The sequence below is a fragment of the Bradyrhizobium rifense genome (assembly GCF_008123425.1).
Classification (GTDB): Bacteria; Pseudomonadota; Alphaproteobacteria; order Rhizobiales; family Xanthobacteraceae; genus Bradyrhizobium; species Bradyrhizobium rifense.
This window is the reverse complement of the sequence record NZ_VSSS01000026.1, coordinates 32,755-53,274: the sequence shown is the minus strand read 5'-3', so window position 1 is coordinate 53,274 and position 20,520 is coordinate 32,755. Positions and strand designations below refer to the sequence as shown.

Here is a 20,520-nt window from a genome sequence, read left to right as displayed (position 1 = left end):
CGGGTCCGGCAGGTTGAGCGGATTGTGGATGGGATCATTGATGAAGGGAAGCGAACTGGCTGCGATCGAAACGGTGCCAGACCGGAAGGTGGTCCCACCCGCATTGGCGGCCTGGGCGTCGATCACGGCACCCGCGGCAACGGTCACCGCGGCCGCTGACAGCGAGACGTTGATACCGTTGGCGGTCGCGTGGGAGTTCGCGTCCTTGCGCGTACTGTCGATCCTGCCACTGGCATCGACGGTGAGCGAGGTTGTCGCCGAATCCGGGGTGAGCGCCGAAATCGAGATCGCCCCGACGCCGTGCAGCGCCGCAATATAGCGCGCAATGGTCGCGTTATCGATGAAGCCTGCCGCGCTCGCATTGGCGTCGGTAGACGCGTTCCCGATGTAGACGGTGTCGGTGCTGGTCAACTTGACCTGCGATGCCGTCAGTTGCAGCGGCGTCTGTGCGGTGATCGTCGCGCCGCCATTGTAAGCGGCGTTGACTGCGAGCGTGCCGGTGCGACCGGCATTGAGCAGGATCGTATTGCCAGTCAGGGTGGTATTGCCGCCGAACGAGATCAACGAGCCCGCCGTCAGGTTGACGTTACGGGCCGCCCCGGCGGCGACGCTGCCGCCGTTGTCGACGTACAGCGAATTGGTCGCGGTCAGCGCGAACGTGCTCGAACCGGCCAGCGAGGCGAGATAGTTCGCGATCGTCGCGTTGCTCAGGAATACGGTGCCGGCGGGCGGCGCGGTGCCGTTCGGATCGTTGGACGGCCCGACATAGATCGTCCCCGCCCCCGCGTTGAACGTCACGACACCACCGTTGATCGTGCCGGCGCCGGCGGTAATGTTCGATGCCGAGAGCGTGATGCTTCCCGGCGTATAGAAGGTCTGACCCGAGACGTTGCTGACGTCGGTGCGCAGGCTGGCGCCGCTCTCGATCGCGATCGTCGGCGCCACCAGCGCGATGTTTCCGGATACGCCTGACGAATGTCCGCTGGCCGCGTCGAAATGACGGAGGTCGATCACGCCGCCGTTCTTCACCGTGATCGAAGATGCAGCACTCAACTTCAGCGTGCCGACCGAGCCGCCCGCGGTCGACAGATAGCCGGCAATGGTAGCGTTGGTCAGGTTGACGGCCGCGTTGGCGGCATCGCCGACCACCATGTCGGCCGAGCTGGTGAGATTGAGGACCGAGGTGACCAGTCGGAACGACGGCGAGAGCACGGTGCCGCCGGTCACGCCGGCGTTGATGGTGACGGTGTCGCTGTTGATACTGACGCTGTTGCCGGTCACGCGGCTGTTGCCGGCCAGCGAGATCGACGTCCCCGCCGTGAGCGCCACGCCGGCAGCGCCGCCGGCGATCACACCGTGCGCATCGACCGCGAGGCTATCCATCGCCGACAGTGTCATCGCGCCGTTGCCGCCGAGGGCTGCGATATAGCCGGCGACCGTGGCGTTGGAGATGAAGCCGGGATTGGACGCATCGGCCGCATCCTGGGTGGGATCGCCGACGATCACCGCGCTGCGCTGAATGTTGTAGATGACGGAATTCGCCGAGAACTGCGCCCCGCTGGCCACACTGATGGTCGGCGCCTGCAGCTTGATCGCGGCCGTACCATCAGGAACGGAGGCACCGATCCTGGCCGCAGCTCCGACGCCGACCGAGGTGCCCGCCATCAGCGTGACGTTGGAGCCGGTGATCGATCCGTTGGCGGTCACGGTACCGTTGCTGACAGCGGTCGCATCGAAGGTGACGGCGCCGGCGACAAAGGTGTTGCTGCCGGAGTTGATTGCGCCGGCCTGGATCTGGCTGCCGGCCGCGGCCGTGATGCTGTTGGCCGTGATCGTGACGTCGCCGGAATCGCGCAGCGCATTGCCGTCGGAATCGCGATTGCGGGTGTCGATGATTGCGGTGGCATTCAGCGCCACCGAGCTGCCCGCCAGCGCGACGCTGCCGCCGGAGAGCAGGCCCGCCACCGTCACCGCACCCGGCGCGCCCGATGTCGCGTCGAGGGTGATTTTGCCGGCGCCGAACATCACGTCCGACGTATTGACCGATTGCGCCAGCACCTGACCGCCGGACGCGATGGTGATGGTCGGGGCCCTGAGCGCGACGTCGAGCGACTTTCCGTTCGACACGCCGTCGCTGCCGAGCTGGCGCGTATCGATGATGCCGGTGCCGTCGACGGTCAGGGCGGTGGTCGCGCTCACCGTGAGGTCGCCCAGTCCGCCCATCGCCGCAGAGTAGCGCGCGACGGTGGCATTCGAGATGAAGCCCGCCGCGTTGCTGTTGGCCGAACTGGTGCCGTCGCCCACGACCACTGTGCCCGTGCTGGTCAGCATCAGATGCGCTGCGATGAACTGCAGCGCGGTGTTGGTCACCATCTGCGCGCCACCATTGGCGGCAGCGTTGACATTGATGGTGCCGCTCGCCCCGGAATCCAGCAACACCGTATCGCCGCGCAAATAGCTGCCGGCCAGCAGGGTCAGCGTCGGCGCACTCAGCGTGACATTGACGCCGCCGGTGCCGCCGTCGACCCGGCCATGCTGATCGATCGTGATCGAATTGCTCGCCGACAGCGTGAAGGTGCCGGTGCCGTTCAGCGCCGAGATCGCAGCCACGACCGTCGCGTTCGACATGTTGACATTGGCATCGCCCTGGGCCGCGTCGCCGACGATGATATCGACGGGATCGAGGACCAGCGTGCCGTGCGTGCCGTTCGGCGCGGCCAGATTGATCTGGACCTTGTCGCCGATATCGAACTTGCCGTCGGCGCTGAGGTCGACCAGACCGCCATTGCCCTTGGCCGAGCTGGCATTGATCCTGGCGCCGCTCTTGACGGTCAGGTCGCCCTGGGTCTTCAGCGTGATGTTGCCGGCGTCGGCGGTCTTGCTGGCGGTTGTGAGCTTCGCGTTCTTGCCGACCTCGATGCTGTTGCCCGCCGTCACGGTGACGTTGCTGGGCGTCGTGGTCTTGCTGCGCGCGGTCAGCCGCCCGTTGACCGTGGCGTTGTTGACGGCCCCGATATGGATAGAGCCGTTGCTCACGGTGATGGCGCTGGCGCTGCGCAGGCCCTTGGAATTGACGGAGGCTGCGAACTTCGCGGCGTGATCGAGATTGGCGATGTCGCGCTGGCTTGCGCCGCCGACCAGCACGTTCTGCCCGGTGAGGCGCACGCCGTCGATGGCATTGATCCGGCCGTAGATCCTGACATTGCCGTCCGGCGAAACCGGGAACGAGCCCGCCATCAGATTTTCGACCGCCGTGCCGTTGATCGCCCCGCCCGGGCCGATCAGGCTGTCGGTGAACTCGCGCGTCGGCGTCGAGACGTTGAGGCTGCCGGTGTTCACCGTGCCGCTGCGGCCGACGATGAAGCCCTTGGGATCGGCGAAGTAGACGTTACCGCCGATGGCACCGTTCATGTAGGAGTTCAGCGTGCCGTTGACGTAGACCGGCGCGTCGCGAACGATGTTGACGAGGTTTTGCGTGCCGGTCGGCAGCTGCAGATTGACGGTGTTGCCCTGCCCGACGCTGAACTGCGAGAACGAGTTGAAGGCGTTGGCGCCCGACACCGTCGACGTCGTGACGTTGGTGACGCCGCCGGCGGTCTGCAGGGCCGTGCCGGTGCGGCCGTCCGGAACGATGACGTTCGGCGTCTGCGCCTGAAGGCGGACGCTGAACACCGGCATGAAGACCATCTGCATCGCGCAAAGCAGTGACATCGAACGGAAGCGTGCAAGTCCTTGCAGCATCCGTTCGTTGTTGTCTCGCCTCGCAGATGGTCTGCGCATTTCAGATCCTCTTCATCGGCATTGGCGCCGATCCACAACCGGGTGGGAGAATGATGTGAGACGGTCCGTGATCAGAACTGGCCGGGCGGAAGCTTGAAGACGTCGGGGCTCTTGGCGTCGGCGACGTAGAACAGCAGCAGGCTCGTCGGCGTGAGCACGCGCTGGTTGTTCTCCTTGTTCTCGAACGTGCCCTGGAGCAGCAGGATCACCGAATGATCCTTGGCGTCGCTGCCGCGGAACATCACGATGCCGCCGTTGACGGGCATGTTGACCGCGATGGAGTCGGGCTTGAAGCCCTCGCTGAGGAAGTGCGCGCGCAGGATGTTGGCGTTGGAGAACAGCTTCTCCGCCGTCATCGCCGCATCGGTCCCCTTGGACCAGACCGCACCGATCTGGATCAGCGACTTGGACTTGTAGCCGAACACGTAGGAGAGCTCGGCGGTGCCGCCGTTCGGCAGCAGATCCGGAACGGACAGCAGCACGCTGTGGGTCAGCTCGGACGGATTGTCCTGCGACTTGATCGCGTCGGCCTTCGGGTTGAAATCCTTGGTGATCGCCGCGCGCACGTCGGCCTCGTTCGTGCCGAACTTGGCGGAGCGGAAGCCGTCGATCGCCTTGATCTTGTCGTCGGCGGGCGCCGTGGCGGCCTCGCTCGACGCCGCCGGTGCCGCACCGGCAGGAGCTGCTGCGCCGGGCGAGGCACCTGCCGCGACCGCCTTCGGCGCCGCCGCGGCCTTCTGCTTGGGCGTCACGCCTTGGGCGCCTTGAGCCGCCAGCGGCCCGGCCGCAACTGTGGTGAGAAGGCCGACAAGGGCCGGAACGAGGTAGATTTTGCGCATCATAAACCTTCGAAACAAACCTGAAACAACAGCTCAAAAATCGGCAGTCACGAGATCGGCTTCCCCGAACCGCCGTCCGCAACCGAGACGGAAATGTTGCAATGCCAGAAGACCTTACAAAGCGTCACGGAGCAGACATCGACCGAAACAGCGAGTCAGGTAGCAATACGGTATTGGACTGCCCGTGGCTGCGAATGAGCGTTCATAGGCGCATTTTTTCATCAATTGTCGCCGCCAGGCTTTCGCGTTATGCACAAGGTCAGGGACAACTTTTGCGAAACATTTCATGATTGAGCGGCTCGCTCCTGCCCGCGTTGTGCCGGCGGTCGCCCGCCGCGACTTCATTCGCCTTGCGGGCGCAACTGCCGCGGGCTTCTTTGCGCTTGGCGCAACGTCGGATCGCATGCGGGTAGTCGCCTCGATCACCAGCCTGTCGCTGGACGACGAGTTGACCAGACGAAGCATGACCGAAAGCCCGACCACGCGCCTCGGTGCGCTGATCGGGGGTCTGAGACAGCGCGGCTGGGTCGAAGGGGTCAACTACCGTTTCGAGGTCCGCTCGAGTTTCGGCGGACCGGACAAGATGAAGGCCGCGGTCGCGGAGCTCATCGACCTCGGGCCCGATGTCATCCTCACCGGCTCGACCGTCGAAACCGCAGCCGTCATGGCGGCCACCAAGACCATCCCGATCGTCTTCGCGACATCAAACGACCCCATCGGCAATGGCTTCGTCCAAAGCCTCGCTCATCCCGGCGGCAACGTCACGGGCTTCACCAGCAGCACCGCCGAGATGGGCGGCAAATGGCTTCAGCTGATCAGGGAGGCCGTGCCGGATATCCAGCGCGTCGGTGTCCTGTTCAACCCGGCGAGCACGCCTCGCGCCGGGCGCTTCTACCTCGACTCCGTCGAGCAGGAGGCCGCGGCCGCAGGCGTGACCGTGGTCCTCACGCCGATCGGCACGGCCGCCGAAATCGACGGCGCTATCGGCCGCTTCGCCGAGCCGCCGAAGGCGGCGATGATCTCGCTCGTCGACAGCTTTCTGGTCGTGAACCGGCAGGCGATCGTCGCGGCGACCGCGAAATATCGCGTGCCGATGATCTATCCGTTCCACTACTTCATGGATGCCGGCGGGCTGATGAGCTACGGGCCGACGCTGGAGGTGCGCTCGGCCGATTATGTCGATCTCATCCTGCGCGGCACCAAGGCCGGCGATCTCCCGGTGCAATCGCCGCGGAAATACGAGCTCCTGATCAACCGCACCGTTGCCAATGCGCTCGGGCTGACGATCCCGTTCACGCTGCTGGTGCGCGCCGACGAGATTCGCGAGTGAACGAGGCGGTCGACCAGGGACATTCGCGGACGCCTCCCGGCCGGCTGTTTCGCAAATATCTCTACTCGATTGTCACCCTCGCCTTTGCCGCGCTCGCCATCAACACCGGCTTCGACGTCTGGTTCTCCTATCGCGAGCAGAAGCAGCTTCTCGCAGCGACCCAGCGCGAGCAGGCCGCGAGCGCGGCCATTCAGATCGGCCAGTTCATAGGCCAGATCGAAAACCAGATCAGATGGCTCGCCCGCCTGCCCGCAGAACTCTCGACCAATGAAGACGAGCGCCTGAACGCCATCCGCCTGATGCGCCTCTCGCCCGCGATCGCCGAATTGACCGAGCTCGATGCGCAAGGCCGCGAGCAGGTGCGCGTGTCGCGCCGTATCGCGGACAGGATCGGCAGCAACGAGGACCACTCCTCCTCTGCCGCCTTCCGCGGCGCCAATGAAAGCCTGGCCTATTACGGGCCGGTGTACTTCTTCGGCGACACCGAGCCCTTCATGACCATCGCCACCCGCGGCATCGGCCGCGAGCCCAACGTCGTCATAGCCGAGGTCAATCTGCGCTTCATCTGGGACCTCGTCGCCGGGATCAGGGTGGGCAACACCGGCAAGGCCTATGTGGTCGATCGCCTCGGCGTGTTGATCGCGCATCCCGATTTGTGGCCGGCGCTCCGCCGCAGCGATCTCTCCCGGCATACCGATGTGCGCGCCGCGCTCGACGGCGTCGGCCCGCCCGCCGGCGGCCTGATCAAGGAGGATTTTTCGGGACAACGCGTGCTGTCGACCTATGCCACGGTCCCCTCGCTCGGCTGGCTGGTGTTCGTCGAGCTTCCGCTCAGCGAGGCCTACGCGCCGATCTACGCCTCGATCGGACGGTCGACGTTCCTGCTGATCGCACTCCTCGCCATCGCCACCCTGGTGTCGCTCTGGCTCAGCCGGCGCATGACCGTGCCGATCCAGATGCTGACGCAGGGCGCGCGGCGGATCGAGAGTGGCGATCTCAAACTGCGGCTCGCGATCAGGACCGGTGACGAGCTCGAGGCGCTCGGCGACCAGTTCAACCGGATGGCCGCGCATTTGCGTGAATCCTATGCGACGCTGGAGCGCAAGGTCATCGAACGGACCTCCGAGCTCGAGAAGGCGCGCGATCACGCGCTTGCCGAGCACGACGCGGCCGAGCGCGCGCGCAGCGTCGCGGTTGCGGCCAACGAAACCAAATCGCGCTTCCTCGCCGTGGTCAGCCACGAGCTGCGCACGCCGCTCAACGGCGTCATGGGCGTGCTGCAGCTGCTCGACGACGGCCGCCTCGGCGAGGTCCAGCGCCGCCACCTCGCGACCGCGGCAGCCTCTGGCGAGACGCTGATCGCGCTGGTCGACGCCATTCTCGAATACGCCCGCCTCGAGGCCAGCACTGAGGCGCTCGAGACGCGCGACTTCCGTCTCGACCAGCTGATCGAGACCGCGGCCGATCTGATGCGGCCGCAAGCCTTCGGCAAGGGATTGAGCTTCGACCTCGCCCGCGATGCGACAGTCTCCACCTCCGTGCACGGCGATCCCGTCAGGCTCAATCGCATCCTGCTCAATCTGATCGGCAACGCCATCAAGTTCACCCCGAGCGGCGGCATCTCGCTGAGCGCGACAGCCGAACGGCACGACGATCATGCGCTGCTTCGCCTCGTCGTTCGTGATACCGGCATCGGCATCGCGCCCGACATGCACGAGCGGATTTTCGAGGATTTTGTGCAGGCCGACGACAGCATTGCGCGGCGGTTCGGCGGCACCGGCCTCGGACTTGCGATCGCGCGCCGCCTCACCCGGCTGATGCGCGGCGAGCTGACGGTGGAGAGCACGCCGGGCAAAGGCAGCGTGTTCACGCTTCTCGTTCCACTCGGCCACGCCGCCAGCGGCGTCGCACAAGGCGCGATCGCGCCGCCATCGCGGCAGCGCCACGTGCTGCTGGTCGATGACGACCCCGTCAATTGCGAGGTCGGCGAAGCCATCTTGAACCGGCTCGGCCACCGTTCCGCGATCGCGAGGAACGGCGCAGAAGCGGTCGCGCTCGCCGGCAACCAGCCGTTTGACGTCATCCTGATGGATCTGCACATGCCCGACATGGATGGCGTGGAGGCGGCCGTGCGCATTCGACAGCTTCCGCTGCAGCCGGTGCCGCGGATCATCGTCGTGACCGCCGACGTGTCGCGCAGCACCCGCGAGCGGCTCGCAGGCGCCGGGATCACCAGGGTCGTCAGCAAGCCGATCCTGATCAACGCCCTTCGCGAGGCGATCGAGGATGCGCCAGAGCCTGGCGCGACCGACGCACCGCTTGCGCCCAGCGCATTGATCGACCGGCACTTTCTCGACGACCAGAAGGAGCTGCTCGGCGCCTTGCAGATCACGAAGCTTCATCGTCTGCTGCAGGAGACCAGCGAAAAGCTGATAGCCGATATCAACGCGGCCGCCGCGGCCGGCGATCACAAGCAGCTTGCGCGATACGCGCACCAGCTCGGCAGCGCGGCGAGCGCGCTCGGCCTCGTCCGCCTGTTCGATCGCTGCCATGACATCGAGCTGACAGCGCCATCGATGTCACCCGACGAATGCCAGAGTGCGGCGCGCGAGCTGGCCGCGCTTCGCGCGGCGTCGATGAGCGCGCTGGACGATCTGCTCGCGCCCGCCGAGCCGCGCGCGGTCAGCTAGATATTCCCTTGGTATGACGATGCGCGAAATTGAACTCGATGCCAGCAGCTGGAAAACTGCTAAAGATTTTCCGCTAGCGCTTAAGACGGCAATAGGAGCGCCGGAATGGCATGGCGATATTGTGGGAGCGTTTCTAGACTCGATCTTTGGAGGTGGGATGCCCTCAAACCTCCCTATGTGATCATAGTCGTGAACGCGATCAATTTGGCGCCCGAAGTGAGGGAGATGGTTCACGATTTTTCATCTGCGATTGCGGAGACACGAGCGCGTAGGGCTGCGCGCATTGGTGAGGATGTTGCGGTTCGGCTCGATATCGAGAACTAAGGGAAACGCGGTTGCGCGCCAATGGGGCCGCGCCCTGTCCTCATCGCGTCTGCCCGCCCCCCTCTTCCTCATGCCCAAAACGCTCAACCAGAAAATCGATGAACAGCCGCACCTTCACCGACAGATGCCGCGTCGGCGGATAGACCGCATAGAGCGCGAGCGGCGGCGCGGAATACTCATCCAGCACCGTCCGCAGTTCGCCCTTCCGCAGAGCCTCCGCGGCGATGAATTCGGGTAGCAGCGCCAGCCCCCTGCCCTTGATCGCGACGTCGCGCAGGACCTCGGCATTGTTGACGCAAAGCGACCAGGCCGGCTGGATCCAGTGGTCGCCGTCGCGGCCTGTGAGCTTCCACTGATTGCCGGTGAGCAGGAAGCCGTAGGTGAGCGAGGCATGCTCGCGCAGATCCTGCGGATGCTTTGGTGTGCCGTGACGCGCAAGATAGTCCGGCGATGCGCAGATCATGCGCGGCACGGGCACGATCTTGCGCGCAATCAGGCTGGAGGACTCCAGCTCCGCGATCCGCAGCGTCACGTCAAAACCATCCTGGACGGGATCGAGCAGATCGTCGCTGAGCACGATCTGCAGCTGAAGCTCAGGGTATTGCTTCATGAAGTCGGCTAGCACAGGCCCGAGGCGCATCGTGCCGAACGACATCGGCGCATTGACGCGCAACAGTCCCCGCGGCGCCGACTGGGCCTGCGCCACCGCCTGGTCGGCGGCCTCGATCTCCGAGAGGATGACGACCGCGCGCTCGAAATAGCGCTGGCCATTCTCGGTCGGGCTCGCATGCCGCGTGGTCCGGTTCAAGAGCTGGACGCCGAGGCTCTCCTCGAGGTCGGCGACGTATTTGCTGATCGCCGAGCGCGACAGCCGCAATTGCCGGCCGGCCTCGGCAAAGCTGCCGCTTTCGACCACTTTGACGAAGGCCCTGAGGCTGGCGACCTTATCCAAGGCCCAGCCCCCGCGATTGTTTCCAAATCGTAGACATAGACGTCATATTTGCATGGATTGTCTCCAATCCAAAGCAGAACGATATTTCGCTCCAGAGCAAGACGGCTCCCAAATTTCTGGAGGACGACAAATGTCTGGACTGCACCACGTCACCGCGATTGCCGGCGACCCCATCCGCAATTTCGGCTTCTACACCCGTGATCTCGGCCTGCGCTTCGTCAAGAAGACGGTCAATTTCGACGATCCCGGCACCTACCACTTCTATTATGGCGACGAGACCGGCCGCCCCGGCACCATCCTGACCTTCTTCCCGTGGGCCGGCGTGTCGCCCGGCCGTCGCGGCGTCGGCGAGACCCACCAAACTGCGTTCCGCGTGCCGCAGCGCTCGCTCGGCTACTGGACGCAGCGCTTCATCGAGAAGGGCATTGCCTATGAGGCGCTTGAGAAGCGCTTCGGCGAATCCGTGCTGCCGTTCACCGATCCCGATGGCATGGCGCTCGCGCTGGTCGGCATTCCCGGCGCCGAGAACGAGCCGGGCTGGAGCAATGGCGACGTCCCGGCCGAGCATGCGATCCGCGGCTTCCACGGCGTGACACTGCTGCTCGACAGCGCGGCCAAGACGGCCGCCGTCCTCACCGACGTGTTCGGCTTCAAGGAGACCGGGCGCGAAGGCTCGGTGATCCGCTTCAAGGCGCCGGGCGATGTCGAAGGCAGCGTCGTCGACATCTACGAAGCCAAGGGCTTTCTGCGCGGCCATCAGGGCGGCGGCTCGGTGCACCACATCGCGTTCCGCGCTGCTGACGACGCCGAGCAGGGCAAGATGGCGCAAAAGCTCGTGAGCAATCACGGCTTGCACCCGACCGAGCAGAGGGACCGCAACTACTTCCGCTCGATCTATTTCCGCGAGCCCGGCGGCGTGCTGTTCGAGATCGCGACCGATATCCCCGGCTTCGCCGTCGACGAACCCGTTGCGACGCTCGGACGCGACCTGAAGCTGCCAAGCTTCCTCGAACAGCATCGCAAGCAGATCGAGGGTGTGCTGCCGAATCTGGAAGAGACCGCGTCATGACCGACTTCATCCATCGCTACGAGCCCGCGACCAACGCGGGCTCTCCACCCCTGCTGCTGCTCCACGGCACCGGCGGCGACGAAAACGATCTGCTTGGGCTAGGCAAGATGATCTCGCCCGGCTCCGCCCTGCTCTCGCCGCGCGGTCGCGTGCTCGAGCACGGCATGCCGCGCTTCTTCCGCCGACTTGCCGAAGGCGTGTTCGACGAGGAGGATGTGCGCCGACGCGCGCTCGAGCTCGGCGCGTTCGTCGCCGACGCCCGGAAGCAATACGGCATGACCGCACCAATTGCGGTTGGCTTCTCCAACGGCGCCAACATCGCGGCCGCGCTGTTGCTGCTGAAGCCGGACGTGCTGGCAGGCGCGATCCTGCTGCGCGCGATGGTGCCGCTGTCCGATCCGCCCAAGGCTGAGCTTGGCGGCAAACCCGTTCTGCTGTTGTCCGGGCAGGCCGACCCGATCGTGCCGGCGAGCAATTCGACCAAGCTTGCGGCGCTGCTGTCGGAAGCAGGCGCGCGTGTCGACCACAAGGTCCTGCCATCAGGCCATCAGCTATCGCAGGCCGACGTGACGCTGGCCCGCAACTGGATCGGCAGCGTCGCCGCCGAGGCGGCCTGATCTAACCAGGGCAAGCACAGAAACTGGCGAGCCGTGCAGCTTCTGCTGGGGCATACGAAGATCGAGAGCACTGTCCGCTACCCAGGCGCGACAAAACCGATTTGAGGAAGGACGGGCTAACGACCCGCCCTTTCCCGACAGATAGTTACCGATGGCGGTTTAGAGCCATTCGTGCAGGCTCAAATTCCAGCAGCGGATCCCGTACACAGTCTCGCCATCTCGTCCGATGGCCTTCCGCCTGAAGACGGAAATAGACGACGCGCCGGACCACCGCAGAAGTGTTTCCACCCATATTGTGGCCGAGCAGGTAGTTGCCAAGAAAGAGATCGCCGGCCCGTCCCAAGACCTGTTCGGGCGACTCCATTGGGTAGGTCGGGTGTTCGATATCGAACAGCGCGTCGGGCCCGTGCTTGCAGAGATAGGACGCAGCAACGTTGTGCGAGCCGGGCCAGATCCAGAGATTGCCCATATCGGACGCGGTTTGCTCGGTCAGGAATATGCCAGCCAGCAAGGTGAACGTTCCGGGGCGTCCGCTTGGCTCAGTGATTTTGAGCCCATCGATATGCGGCCCACCGGGTCGATGATTCCAGACCGGAATATTTATCGAGACCTGAAGTTGCTCGAGCTTGGCCAGGGCCAGCGGCGCGATCAGGCTTTGGACGATCTCCCGGGCACTCGTCTCTTGCAGCAGAGCGACCAGCGGATCGGTGTCGGCCGGATTCTGTTCCCAATAGAAGTGAAACCCGCAACGGTCAGCCGGAGGCGGATTTTGTTCGACCAACCGGTCGATCCGCTGCATCGCCGTTTCGACCAGTGTCGGTGGGACGACGTTAGGAATAACCACAGAGCCGCGTTCTGCGAATCTGCGCAGATGGTCGTCGTTTAAGGGGGACATGACAGAGCTTTCTCTACGTGCCAGCACCTACGGCCCGTCGTGCGGGACAGCGAGGTGTGGTCGATTCGATCGGGAAGACGCCGCTCGCAAGCACATGGCGCGCGAGGACGATCTCCAATTCCTGCCCGCAAAGGCGCGGACGAGCCGTTAGCGGCCCAACAGGAAGAAAACCGAAGCGATGTTGAGAGTGCTGATCATCATGGTCCGAACATTATCAAAGCGGCGCACCGACGCAAGCCCTCGACGTCTCGATCAAGCTTGCGGCCCGAAGGGCCTCCTCACACTCAACCCTCATCACAATCGCAATACCAGACGACGATAACTCGCGGCTGGAATCGCGACTGCGATCATTCTCGCATAAGCACCCGTCGGTGGCACCCAAGCGAATGGCCGGGCGCACTTGGCGTCCTGCCACAGTGCCGTTTCGAGAGCATTCTGATCACAGAATGAATGTTCGCCCCAGTGCGACCCAAGGCTCAGAATGTCCGCTTGGCGTCACTGGCACACTTCGTGCGCAATAGCGCCAACGTCAGCTAAGGGACCCAACAGGCGACATGGCTGAGGCGGTCAACAAGCGAAGGTCCAACGTTCAAAGTTTCGCCGGTTATACTATTTTCGCATCGGTTTGTAGCAACCCCAGCTAGGCAGCCCGCGCTTCGCCGATTTTATCAATGGCGTCCCTCAAAACACTTCCGCCAGCTTCTGGACGCGTGCCCTGTTCGGCGAGATAGCGTCGGAAAGCGCGCGCGCCTGGCACGGCATGGAACGCACCGACGAAGTGGCGTGTGATGGCATGCAGCCGCGTGCCGCGGGCGAGCTGCGCCTCGATATAGGGCATCATCGCCTCGAACGCGTCCTGCATGGTCGCGTGCGGTGCCGCCTCGCCGAAGAGGTCGGAATCGATCGAGAGCAGCCGCCACGGCTCCTGATAGGCGGCGCGGCCGAGCATGACGCCGTCGACATGTGCAAGATGCGCCTTCGCTTCCTCGATACTCAGAACGCCGCCATTGATGATGACCGGCACGTCGGGCATCGCACGCTTGAGCCGATAGACGCGATCATAGTCGAGCGGCGGGATGTCGCGGTTCTCCTTCGGGGACAGACCGTTCAGCCAGGCCTTGCGGGCATGCACGATCAGAGCGTCGCAGCCAGCGGCCACGACAGCACGCGCAAGTGTATCGAGCGCGATTTCGGGGTCCTGGTCATCGATGCCGATGCGACATTTCACAGTGACGAGAATGGACACCGCGCTCTTCATCGCGTTGACACATCTCGCAACGAGCTCCGGCTCCGCCATCAGGCAGGCACCGAAGCGACCATCCTTCACGCGATCAGACGGGCAGCCGACATTGAGATTGATCTCGTCATAGCCGAACTCTTCGCCGATCCGCGCAGCTTTCGCGAGCTCGCCCGGATCCGACCCGCCCAGCTGAAGTGCCACCGGATGCTCGACCGGGTCGAACCCAAGCAGCCGCTCCCGATCACCATGAATGATGGCGCCGGTCGTCAGCATCTCCGTATAGAGCAGCGCCCGCTTCGTCAGGTGACGGTGGAACACCCGGCAGTGCCGGTCAGTCCAGTCCATCATGGGTGCGACGGAAAAGCGATAGTCTTGATATTCCAATTACTTATCCTATCCTTACAATGGACTAGAGCAGGAACAAGTGCACACGTGTGCACTCCAAACTAGCCAAAATTGCACACGTTTGTACCGCATTTGATCTGTCGGTGCACACGTGGCGCACACGAAATCCGGGAGGAGTGCACACGCAATGCCGACCTTTACGAAACTAAAGTCAGGAAGCTGGGCGCGTTCAGGTCAGGAGAAAGAACGAGTATGTCGCAAACACCTTTATCCGGCGACGGGACGCCGAGGAGTGGGCCATTGACGTTGAACGCTCGATCGACCGAGGCACTCCGATACAATGCGGCCGCGATATCGCTGGACACAATGCCCAATGCCACAGGCCCATGTTGAACGGCACCAACGGCCGATCGAGCAATGACGCAAACACGAATCCTTGCGCATTCAGCCTGCCGCTCACCGTGATTATTCCCAGACGTCAATCGTCGCGGGCTGGATACGCGACGAGATCAGGATGATCTAACCGGCTTTCTATCTCGGGCAGATGTTTGGCGAGAAGAAGCGCCTGTTTCATTCCTCGCTGCAGTTCTGACGTCGGGGCAGACAGACGCTCTTGGCCTCGGCGCGAAGAGACAGGGAGTACAATCAGTTCAATTCCGCTTTGGCCCGGGAGCCGCGTCTCTGTCGATGTAGCTCGCTTGCCACAGTCGGGAGGATTTCGATCACGGCGGCATTTTAGCCATTATTGAGCATCAATCGTCGAACACAATTTGTGCGTTACCTCGGCAAAGAGTTCTATCGTGATAGTCGGCACCTGCAATGGGCTTCGTCACCAATCGGCAAAGGCAATTGTAACTTTGGCTTCTATGGCGGTGCTCGCTGTTTGCAAAGAGCTGGCTCGGCCTTACGTTTCTCAGCCTTTCAGGACGGGCTATGTTATCGCGGGTTGTTTGAGTCAATAATTCATCGTGTTCACCGTCAGTTCTTTACGATTCACTTGATACGACCAAGCGCTCCCGGCCCGGTTCCGTTCTGCATTTTTCGATTATTCGAAAGGGTGACAAATGGACAAGGACGCTATCCTGACGCGGCTGCACAGCCTCACGGGAAGTCTCAAACCGGCGCCCGGCTCGAGGTCAGACGAGCTCCCGTTGCTCCAGCGCAGCCTGCTCGAACAGCTCGCAATGAATCCCGACCTCGCCGTCTCCGGAAACCGCACCCGCCAGGAATTTACCCAGCCAGCCGCGCACGCGGAGACTTCGTCAGACTTCAGTCGTTTGCTCGATCAACTCACCGCCCAGGCCGCCACGCAGGCTCCAACAGTCACACCGCTCGTCTTTCGCCGCGAAACCGTCTTCAAGAGCAGCCTCCTCGGAAACTCGGTTCCATCGTGGGGTTCCGGCCTTGCTCCAACCCGAACCTACGGACCCTTTCTCGATGAGCGCGGCCTCCAGATCTGGTTCGATTTCTTCTTTCCCACCCGCGCAGTTCAGGTCTTCCAGCAGGGCAGCACCACGCCCATTCTTGTGCTGCCAATTCGCGGCCTGCTCGCCGGGCGGCAATCCTTTAACGTCGAGGCCGGCAGTGCGTGGATCGCTTCCGGTCTGATCGCCACGACCCCAGCCCTCGCCGGCTATTACACCGGTCTCAAAATTCGCGGCGGGACACTCGACCTCTCCCAGTCCGCCGCCATCACCGCCGGGCACATTGTCATCCCGGCTTTGGCCGCGCTGAACCTACATCTCGATCTCGACCAGAACGCCGCGCCTACGGCGCCCGCCAATGCCGGCCTTGATGCAGCCCATACCAAGGTCAGCATGCCGCAAACATTTCAACTCCGGGTTCCGTCGGCAGGCAACAGCATCACAGCCAGTAACGCCTCCTGCACGGTTTTCGGTTGCGAGGTCGACTTTCAGATCCGCAGTACGCCTTCGGCCTGGATCGCTTCGATCGGTCAGATTCTGGTGTCTTATTCAGCGAAATGCAACAGCGAAACGCCGGACACCTTTAACGTCAACACCTCCGAATCCACCCTGTGCTCGCTTTCCGGCCGCGCGAAGTTCGACGTTTCCTGCGGCTGGCTTCTGCCGGCCGCCAAAATCGATCCGGCGCAACTTGGCCGGGCCGCCGGCACCGGCGCTATGTGCATCAGCCTTGCCAAGGGGCTCTCCGCCGTCTGGCAAGGCCTCACCGGCCCCGGCACGTCTCTCGTTCACCCTGTCATCATTGTCGAACCCGGCCTCGTCACCACAGTGGATTTCTTTGCCAGCAACGTCTACGGCAGACAGAAATGGCTCCTCTGGAAGAACGCCCGTGGCAGGCACCACTCCGATGTCACGCTCCGCTTTGGCAAAGCCTTCCCGTTTATCTTCATTAGCTCCGCGCTGAACAGCGAAAGCGTTTTCTGCTTCTGCAGCTATACCTCCGCCTTCGATCGTCCGGTTGATGCCAACGGCGCGCCCTTCCGCCTCGAATCCTCCGTCGCCTTTGCCGGCATTCTACAAACCGGCAAAGAACTTCAGGCCCTGTTGCTCGACACCGACACGCTGTTCGACGGCAATACCAACAAGCCCGATGCGTTTGACCACTTCTCCCTCGCTCTGCGCAACGCTTTCTTCGATGTCAGCCGCCCCTACAGCTTCTTCCTCACCGGCAAACTCGAAAACGAAAGCCAAATCACCAAAGGCGCAGTCACGTTGCATTTTGGCGTCTATCGCTATTACCCGACTTTGCCTGACCCCTACGTGGCCAGCTTCACCGCAGCCCTGTTTGCGCGGCCCGGCACTCGTACGTTCAGCGCTCGTGGTTTCAACGAACTAGTGAGCGCCCTGGCTGGCTTTATCAAATGGCCCAACCCCGACGTGACCAGCCGCGCCGCCGAGAACGAAGCCGGCGCTCCGGATGATCCTGCCAACGTCTATTTCCGGATCGTTCCGCTCGATCACCTAGCAGTCGTATCAGCACTCGAAGCCGGCCCGCCCGATCCACAAGTCGAGTTTTTCGGCACGACAGTCCCTGTCGCTGAGGCGCCCCGCAATTTCCAGACCGGCGTCCGCACCTTCAACGCACCTCTTAGCGCCGTCGAAATCGCCCTGGAGCCGATCACAACCCTTGCACCCGTCACCCAAGCGGCGCCTCTTCAATCGCGTGCGAACAGTTTTACCGCGCCGGCCCTGCTCCCGATAACGTCAAATACCATAACCGCGGAACAAATCGGGTCGGCAGTGGCCCGCCTCGAAGCCAATCCATTACTCGCGCACATTCAGGACAAGGCCTTTCAAGTCAACCAAACCCTCAACGTCGCCGCGCCCAATCAAGCGTTCGCAGTGGAGGCCGCGTTCGCCGCCACGGGAACCAGCGGCACCTTCACTAATTTCCCGGATCGCACACTCTTTGGTCGCAGCCTCTTCCTGCTGCTCGACGTCTCAAGCAACGCCGACCAAATGGGCGTGAGCTTCGGCACTTCCATCCACGTCGACCGCGATCCTAACGGAGAAACCAGCTTCCGGACAGTCGGAACCAGGGCGCCCGCCGCAAGCATTGGCAACAGCTTTCCACTGCAAATCGACAACATGGACGTGGTCGCCAACGCGCAAAACCTTCGCGTCGTCACTCTACCGCAAATCTCCTGGGAGCCGCTCTTCAACATCCCGCTTGCCGAGCCGTACGACGCCACCGATTCCATCACCACCGCCCCTGGTCCGGTCGTATTTGACAACGACGGAATTCCCACAATCATTGCATCGACCAGCCCTTTTCAAGCGCCCGTCGCGCCGTTACCCGCAACCCGTCACTTTCTGAAAGAGTTCAACGACAAGAACGTGCCGCGTTCGATATATGCTGCGTTCACGTTGCCCTTCGGAATGGAAGCCGAGGCGAGCTTCAGCCGCAGCACAAAAGGCCATCCTGAAGATTGGTCCCGGCTTCACTTCAACCAGCCGTACTTTCCACAGCTTCACGGTGGGTTCCAGATCAAGGCCCAGGCGCCCGCGTCATCTTCCACCAAAATGAGACCCTTTTTTCCCGGCGCAACGATCCAACTCGGCGACAACCTGAAATGGGGATTCTTCGGCGTGTCTCTCACCGGCGGCGCGCTGGGAAAGACCGTCGGCGGTATCTTCAATCGCGAATTCGCCCCCTCCGGCAATAAGCCGCGCGTGCCCGTCGAACAGATGGAAATCTCCGGCTACGGGGCCTCCATATTCAGCCATTGGCTCGATCAGGATGCGGCCATCGCCCAAGTCAGCCAGGCTTCGTTCGATGTCCTGGTCGGCCGCACCGCGCACGAAGTTGTGCAGGTGCGAAGCATCCTCTTTCCATTCGGCGTCCATGTCGTCCGCACCATCACGTTCACAAGGTCGTCCAACGGCTACGTCTTCCGCTCCGACTCCGGCTGGAAGGCCGAAAGCGATGGCTTCTACGACTTCAGCTACAAAATCGGCTTCGATTCATTCCCGGAAGTTGACGTCCCCAAGCCCTATGTCGTGCACAAGCAGCCGGTAAAGGGTGTCTCGAATGTTCGGGAAATCAAAGACAATCCCGATGCCGGCTCCTTTACTTCGTCGTTTAAACTGAACGACCCCGGCCTGCCGCCACAAGTGACAGGGCTCGACTTGGCCCACCTGAGAGAAATTTTCAAACAGGTCAACAGCAACAGCGACACGCTCGGCGTTGAGATGCAGGCCGTGCTTTTCGACGCGGACGTGCACTTCGACAACGTGGTCAGTGGCGGCGTAAAAGATCCGGTCTACGGCGATTTCAAGGTGCAGTCCCGCAAGATGCTGGGCTACGTCCAGGTCGCTCCATCCTCGATACTCATTCCCGCCCGCGTTTTCGCCGACCTCCTGAACTTCCAATCCGGTTCGCTCGGCGGCCCGGTCGACTGCATTGTCGATATCGCCCAATCCGGCCAACGGATGCGGATCACACGGGCCGACGTCAACCCCGCAGTCGATGGAGCCGGAGTCCCCAATTTTGCCAGCGCCGCGCGCGGCTCCCTGATCCTGCCCAAAGACGGCTCGTGGTCGGTGACGAAGCAACAGACCAATACCGGCGACGTGAAGCCGGTCGAAGAAGGGCAGAGCGTTCCTCTCATCAAGCCGGACGGTTCGGCCAACTACAAAATCGCCAACCCCGCCGACATCGTCGTGCCCACAGCCTCCGGAGTGAACTTCGGCGTCCTGCAATCCACTGGCACCCAAAAACTGCTGTTCAACCTGCCGCAGTTCTCGCCCGGCGACGCCAAACTCAAGAGCGAAGAGACCTATTTCGCCGATGCCTACAAGCTCCTCAACTCGAAAAGCGTTTTCCCCAACATCGCCAACGCACTCCAGCTGACCAACGCCGAGAAAGAAGTCAATATCGTCGGCGAAGGCCTCATGAAAATGTCCGATCGGACGGTCGATCTCGGCTCGCTTCTCCCCAGCAGCTACGAATACGCCTTCATTGATGAACCGAACATCCTGAAAGTCTACGCGCAGTACAAGAGCACCGGCGGCGCGAACGGCAAGCTCAAGCTGGGTATCGATTCAACGGCCGCCCTGGCCGACCAGTGGAAAGCCGCGCTTTCCAGTATCCGCGTCATTGTCGATCTCGGCCCTTTCAAAGAGCTGATGTGGGTCGATGGCAATTTCAATGCTTCCAGCGGCGTCGATTCGCAGTACGACAAACCGAATCTGCAATTCGGCCCCGTACTCCAGCCCGTTGTCGACATCCTCCAGATTCTCGCCACTCTCACCGGCAACGACTTCGACAAAGGCATGGATGTCGGCATGAGCAACTCCCCCGATAACTGGGAGTACAAGTTCAGTTGCTCAAAGGAAATTCCGGTCATCCAGTTTCCCAGTCCGGAGGAACTGACCCTCGACCCGACACCGCCGCTGAAACTCGAAGCGGGTTTGAAAGTCGGCTTCTACTTCAACGAAGTCTTGTCCATTCCTACCGATCTCAAGCAACTCGTCCCGGCAGCCGGCGCTTTTGTCGACTTTCAAGGTGGCCTGCACGTGATGTGCTTCTCCCTGCAGGTCGCGAGTATCTATGCCGTCGGTCAGGTCGACCTCGGTATTGCGGCCGATACCAAAGCCGGTATCGCCCTGCATATGAAGTTCGGCTTTGGCGTGGAGATCGTTGTCGGCTTGCCGGTCGTCGCCAATGTCTCCGTTCTGTACATGGTCGAAGTTACAGTCGGCATCAGCACGACCGACCTCGATGTCGGCGCCATGATGTTATTCCGCGGTTCGGCTGAAATTCTGGGTGGCCTGGTCGGGATCTGCATCCAGATTGAGGCCGGTGGATCGATTCACCGCACTTTCGGCGCCGATGCCCATACCGATTGCATCGCCCAGGTCACTTTCTCCATCGACGTGACCCTGCTTTGGGTCATCGACATCCATGAGTCCGACTCGTGGCAGGAATCACGGCAAATCGCTTAGGAAAACGT

The 20,520-nt window shown here is 62.6% G+C and carries 9 protein-coding genes and 1 pseudogene; 5 read left to right on the top strand and 5 right to left on the bottom strand.

The window, feature by feature from the left end:
* Positions 1–3,141: 3,141 nt before the first annotated feature.
* A pseudogene (locus FXB40_RS50390) lies at positions 3,142–3,678 on the bottom strand (leukotoxin LktA family filamentous adhesin); the annotation flags it as partial.
* A gap of 173 nt (positions 3,679–3,851) precedes the next feature.
* Positions 3,852–4,619: a hypothetical protein gene (locus tag FXB40_RS16390; protein WP_148773219.1), complete on the bottom strand. Its 768-nt coding sequence runs from the start codon at positions 4,617–4,619 to the stop codon at positions 3,852–3,854.
* Between the two features lie 286 nt (positions 4,620–4,905).
* Between FXB40_RS16390 and FXB40_RS16385 the strand changes: the two genes are divergently transcribed.
* Positions 4,906–5,949 (top strand): ABC transporter substrate-binding protein, encoded by a 1,044-nt coding sequence (locus FXB40_RS16385; RefSeq protein WP_148773218.1) that lies wholly within the window; start codon positions 4,906–4,908, stop codon positions 5,947–5,949.
* Positions 5,946–8,639, top strand: a complete 2,694-nt coding sequence (locus FXB40_RS16380; protein WP_148773217.1) for a hybrid sensor histidine kinase/response regulator — start codon at positions 5,946–5,948, stop codon at positions 8,637–8,639. The genes FXB40_RS16385 and FXB40_RS16380 overlap by 4 nt, the downstream gene beginning before the upstream one ends.
* Positions 8,640–9,003: 364 nt before the next feature.
* Here the strand turns inward: FXB40_RS16380 and FXB40_RS16375 are convergent, their stop codons facing one another.
* The gene (locus tag FXB40_RS16375) at positions 9,004–9,915 is read right to left on the bottom strand and encodes a LysR family transcriptional regulator (RefSeq protein WP_148773216.1); all 912 of its coding nucleotides are present in this window, start codon (positions 9,913–9,915) and stop codon (positions 9,004–9,006) included.
* Positions 9,916–10,045: 130 nt separating this feature from the next.
* Here FXB40_RS16375 and FXB40_RS16370 point away from each other — a divergent pair, with 130 nt between their 5' ends.
* Positions 10,046–10,984 carry a ring-cleaving dioxygenase gene (locus FXB40_RS16370; protein ID WP_148773215.1) on the top strand — a complete coding sequence of 313 codons (939 nt, stop codon included), beginning with the start codon at positions 10,046–10,048 and terminating at the stop codon, positions 10,982–10,984.
* The gene (locus FXB40_RS16365) at positions 10,981–11,601 is read left to right on the top strand and encodes an alpha/beta hydrolase (protein ID WP_148773214.1); all 621 of its coding nucleotides are present in this window, start codon (positions 10,981–10,983) and stop codon (positions 11,599–11,601) included. Before FXB40_RS16370 ends, FXB40_RS16365 begins: the two co-directional genes overlap by 4 nt.
* 145 nt (positions 11,602–11,746) lie before the next feature.
* Here the strand turns inward: FXB40_RS16365 and FXB40_RS16360 are convergent, their stop codons facing one another.
* On the bottom strand, positions 11,747–12,496 hold the full coding sequence (locus FXB40_RS16360) for a phytanoyl-CoA dioxygenase family protein (protein WP_148773213.1): 750 nt from the start codon (positions 12,494–12,496) through the stop codon (positions 11,747–11,749).
* Between the two features lie 640 nt (positions 12,497–13,136).
* Entirely contained in the window at positions 13,137–14,120 is a 984-nt protein-coding gene (dusA, locus tag FXB40_RS16355) for a tRNA dihydrouridine(20/20a) synthase DusA (protein WP_148773212.1), read from the bottom strand.
* Positions 14,121–15,145: 1,025 nt separating this feature from the next.
* Here dusA and FXB40_RS16345 point away from each other — a divergent pair.
* Entirely contained in the window at positions 15,146–20,512 is a 5,367-nt protein-coding gene (locus FXB40_RS16345) for a hypothetical protein (RefSeq protein ID WP_148773211.1), read from the top strand.
* The last annotated feature ends 8 nt before the right edge of the window (positions 20,513–20,520 follow it).

Bases quoted from the DNA above. Each gene is read 5' to 3' on its own strand.
- FXB40_RS16390 (WP_148773219.1), bottom strand. From the start codon at position 4,619: ATGCGCAAAATCTACCTCGTTCCGGCCCTTGTCGGCCTTCTCACCACA.
- FXB40_RS16365 (WP_148773214.1), top strand. From the start codon at position 10,981: ATGACCGACTTCATCCATCGCTACGAGCCCGCGACCAACGCGGGCTCT.
- FXB40_RS16370 (WP_148773215.1), top strand. From the start codon at position 10,046: ATGTCTGGACTGCACCACGTCACCGCGATTGCCGGCGACCCCATCCGC.
- FXB40_RS16360 (WP_148773213.1), bottom strand. From the start codon at position 12,496: ATGTCCCCCTTAAACGACGACCATCTGCGCAGATTCGCAGAACGCGGC.
- FXB40_RS16345 (WP_148773211.1), top strand. From the start codon at position 15,146: ATGGACAAGGACGCTATCCTGACGCGGCTGCACAGCCTCACGGGAAGT.
- FXB40_RS16385 (WP_148773218.1), top strand. From the start codon at position 4,906: ATGATTGAGCGGCTCGCTCCTGCCCGCGTTGTGCCGGCGGTCGCCCGC.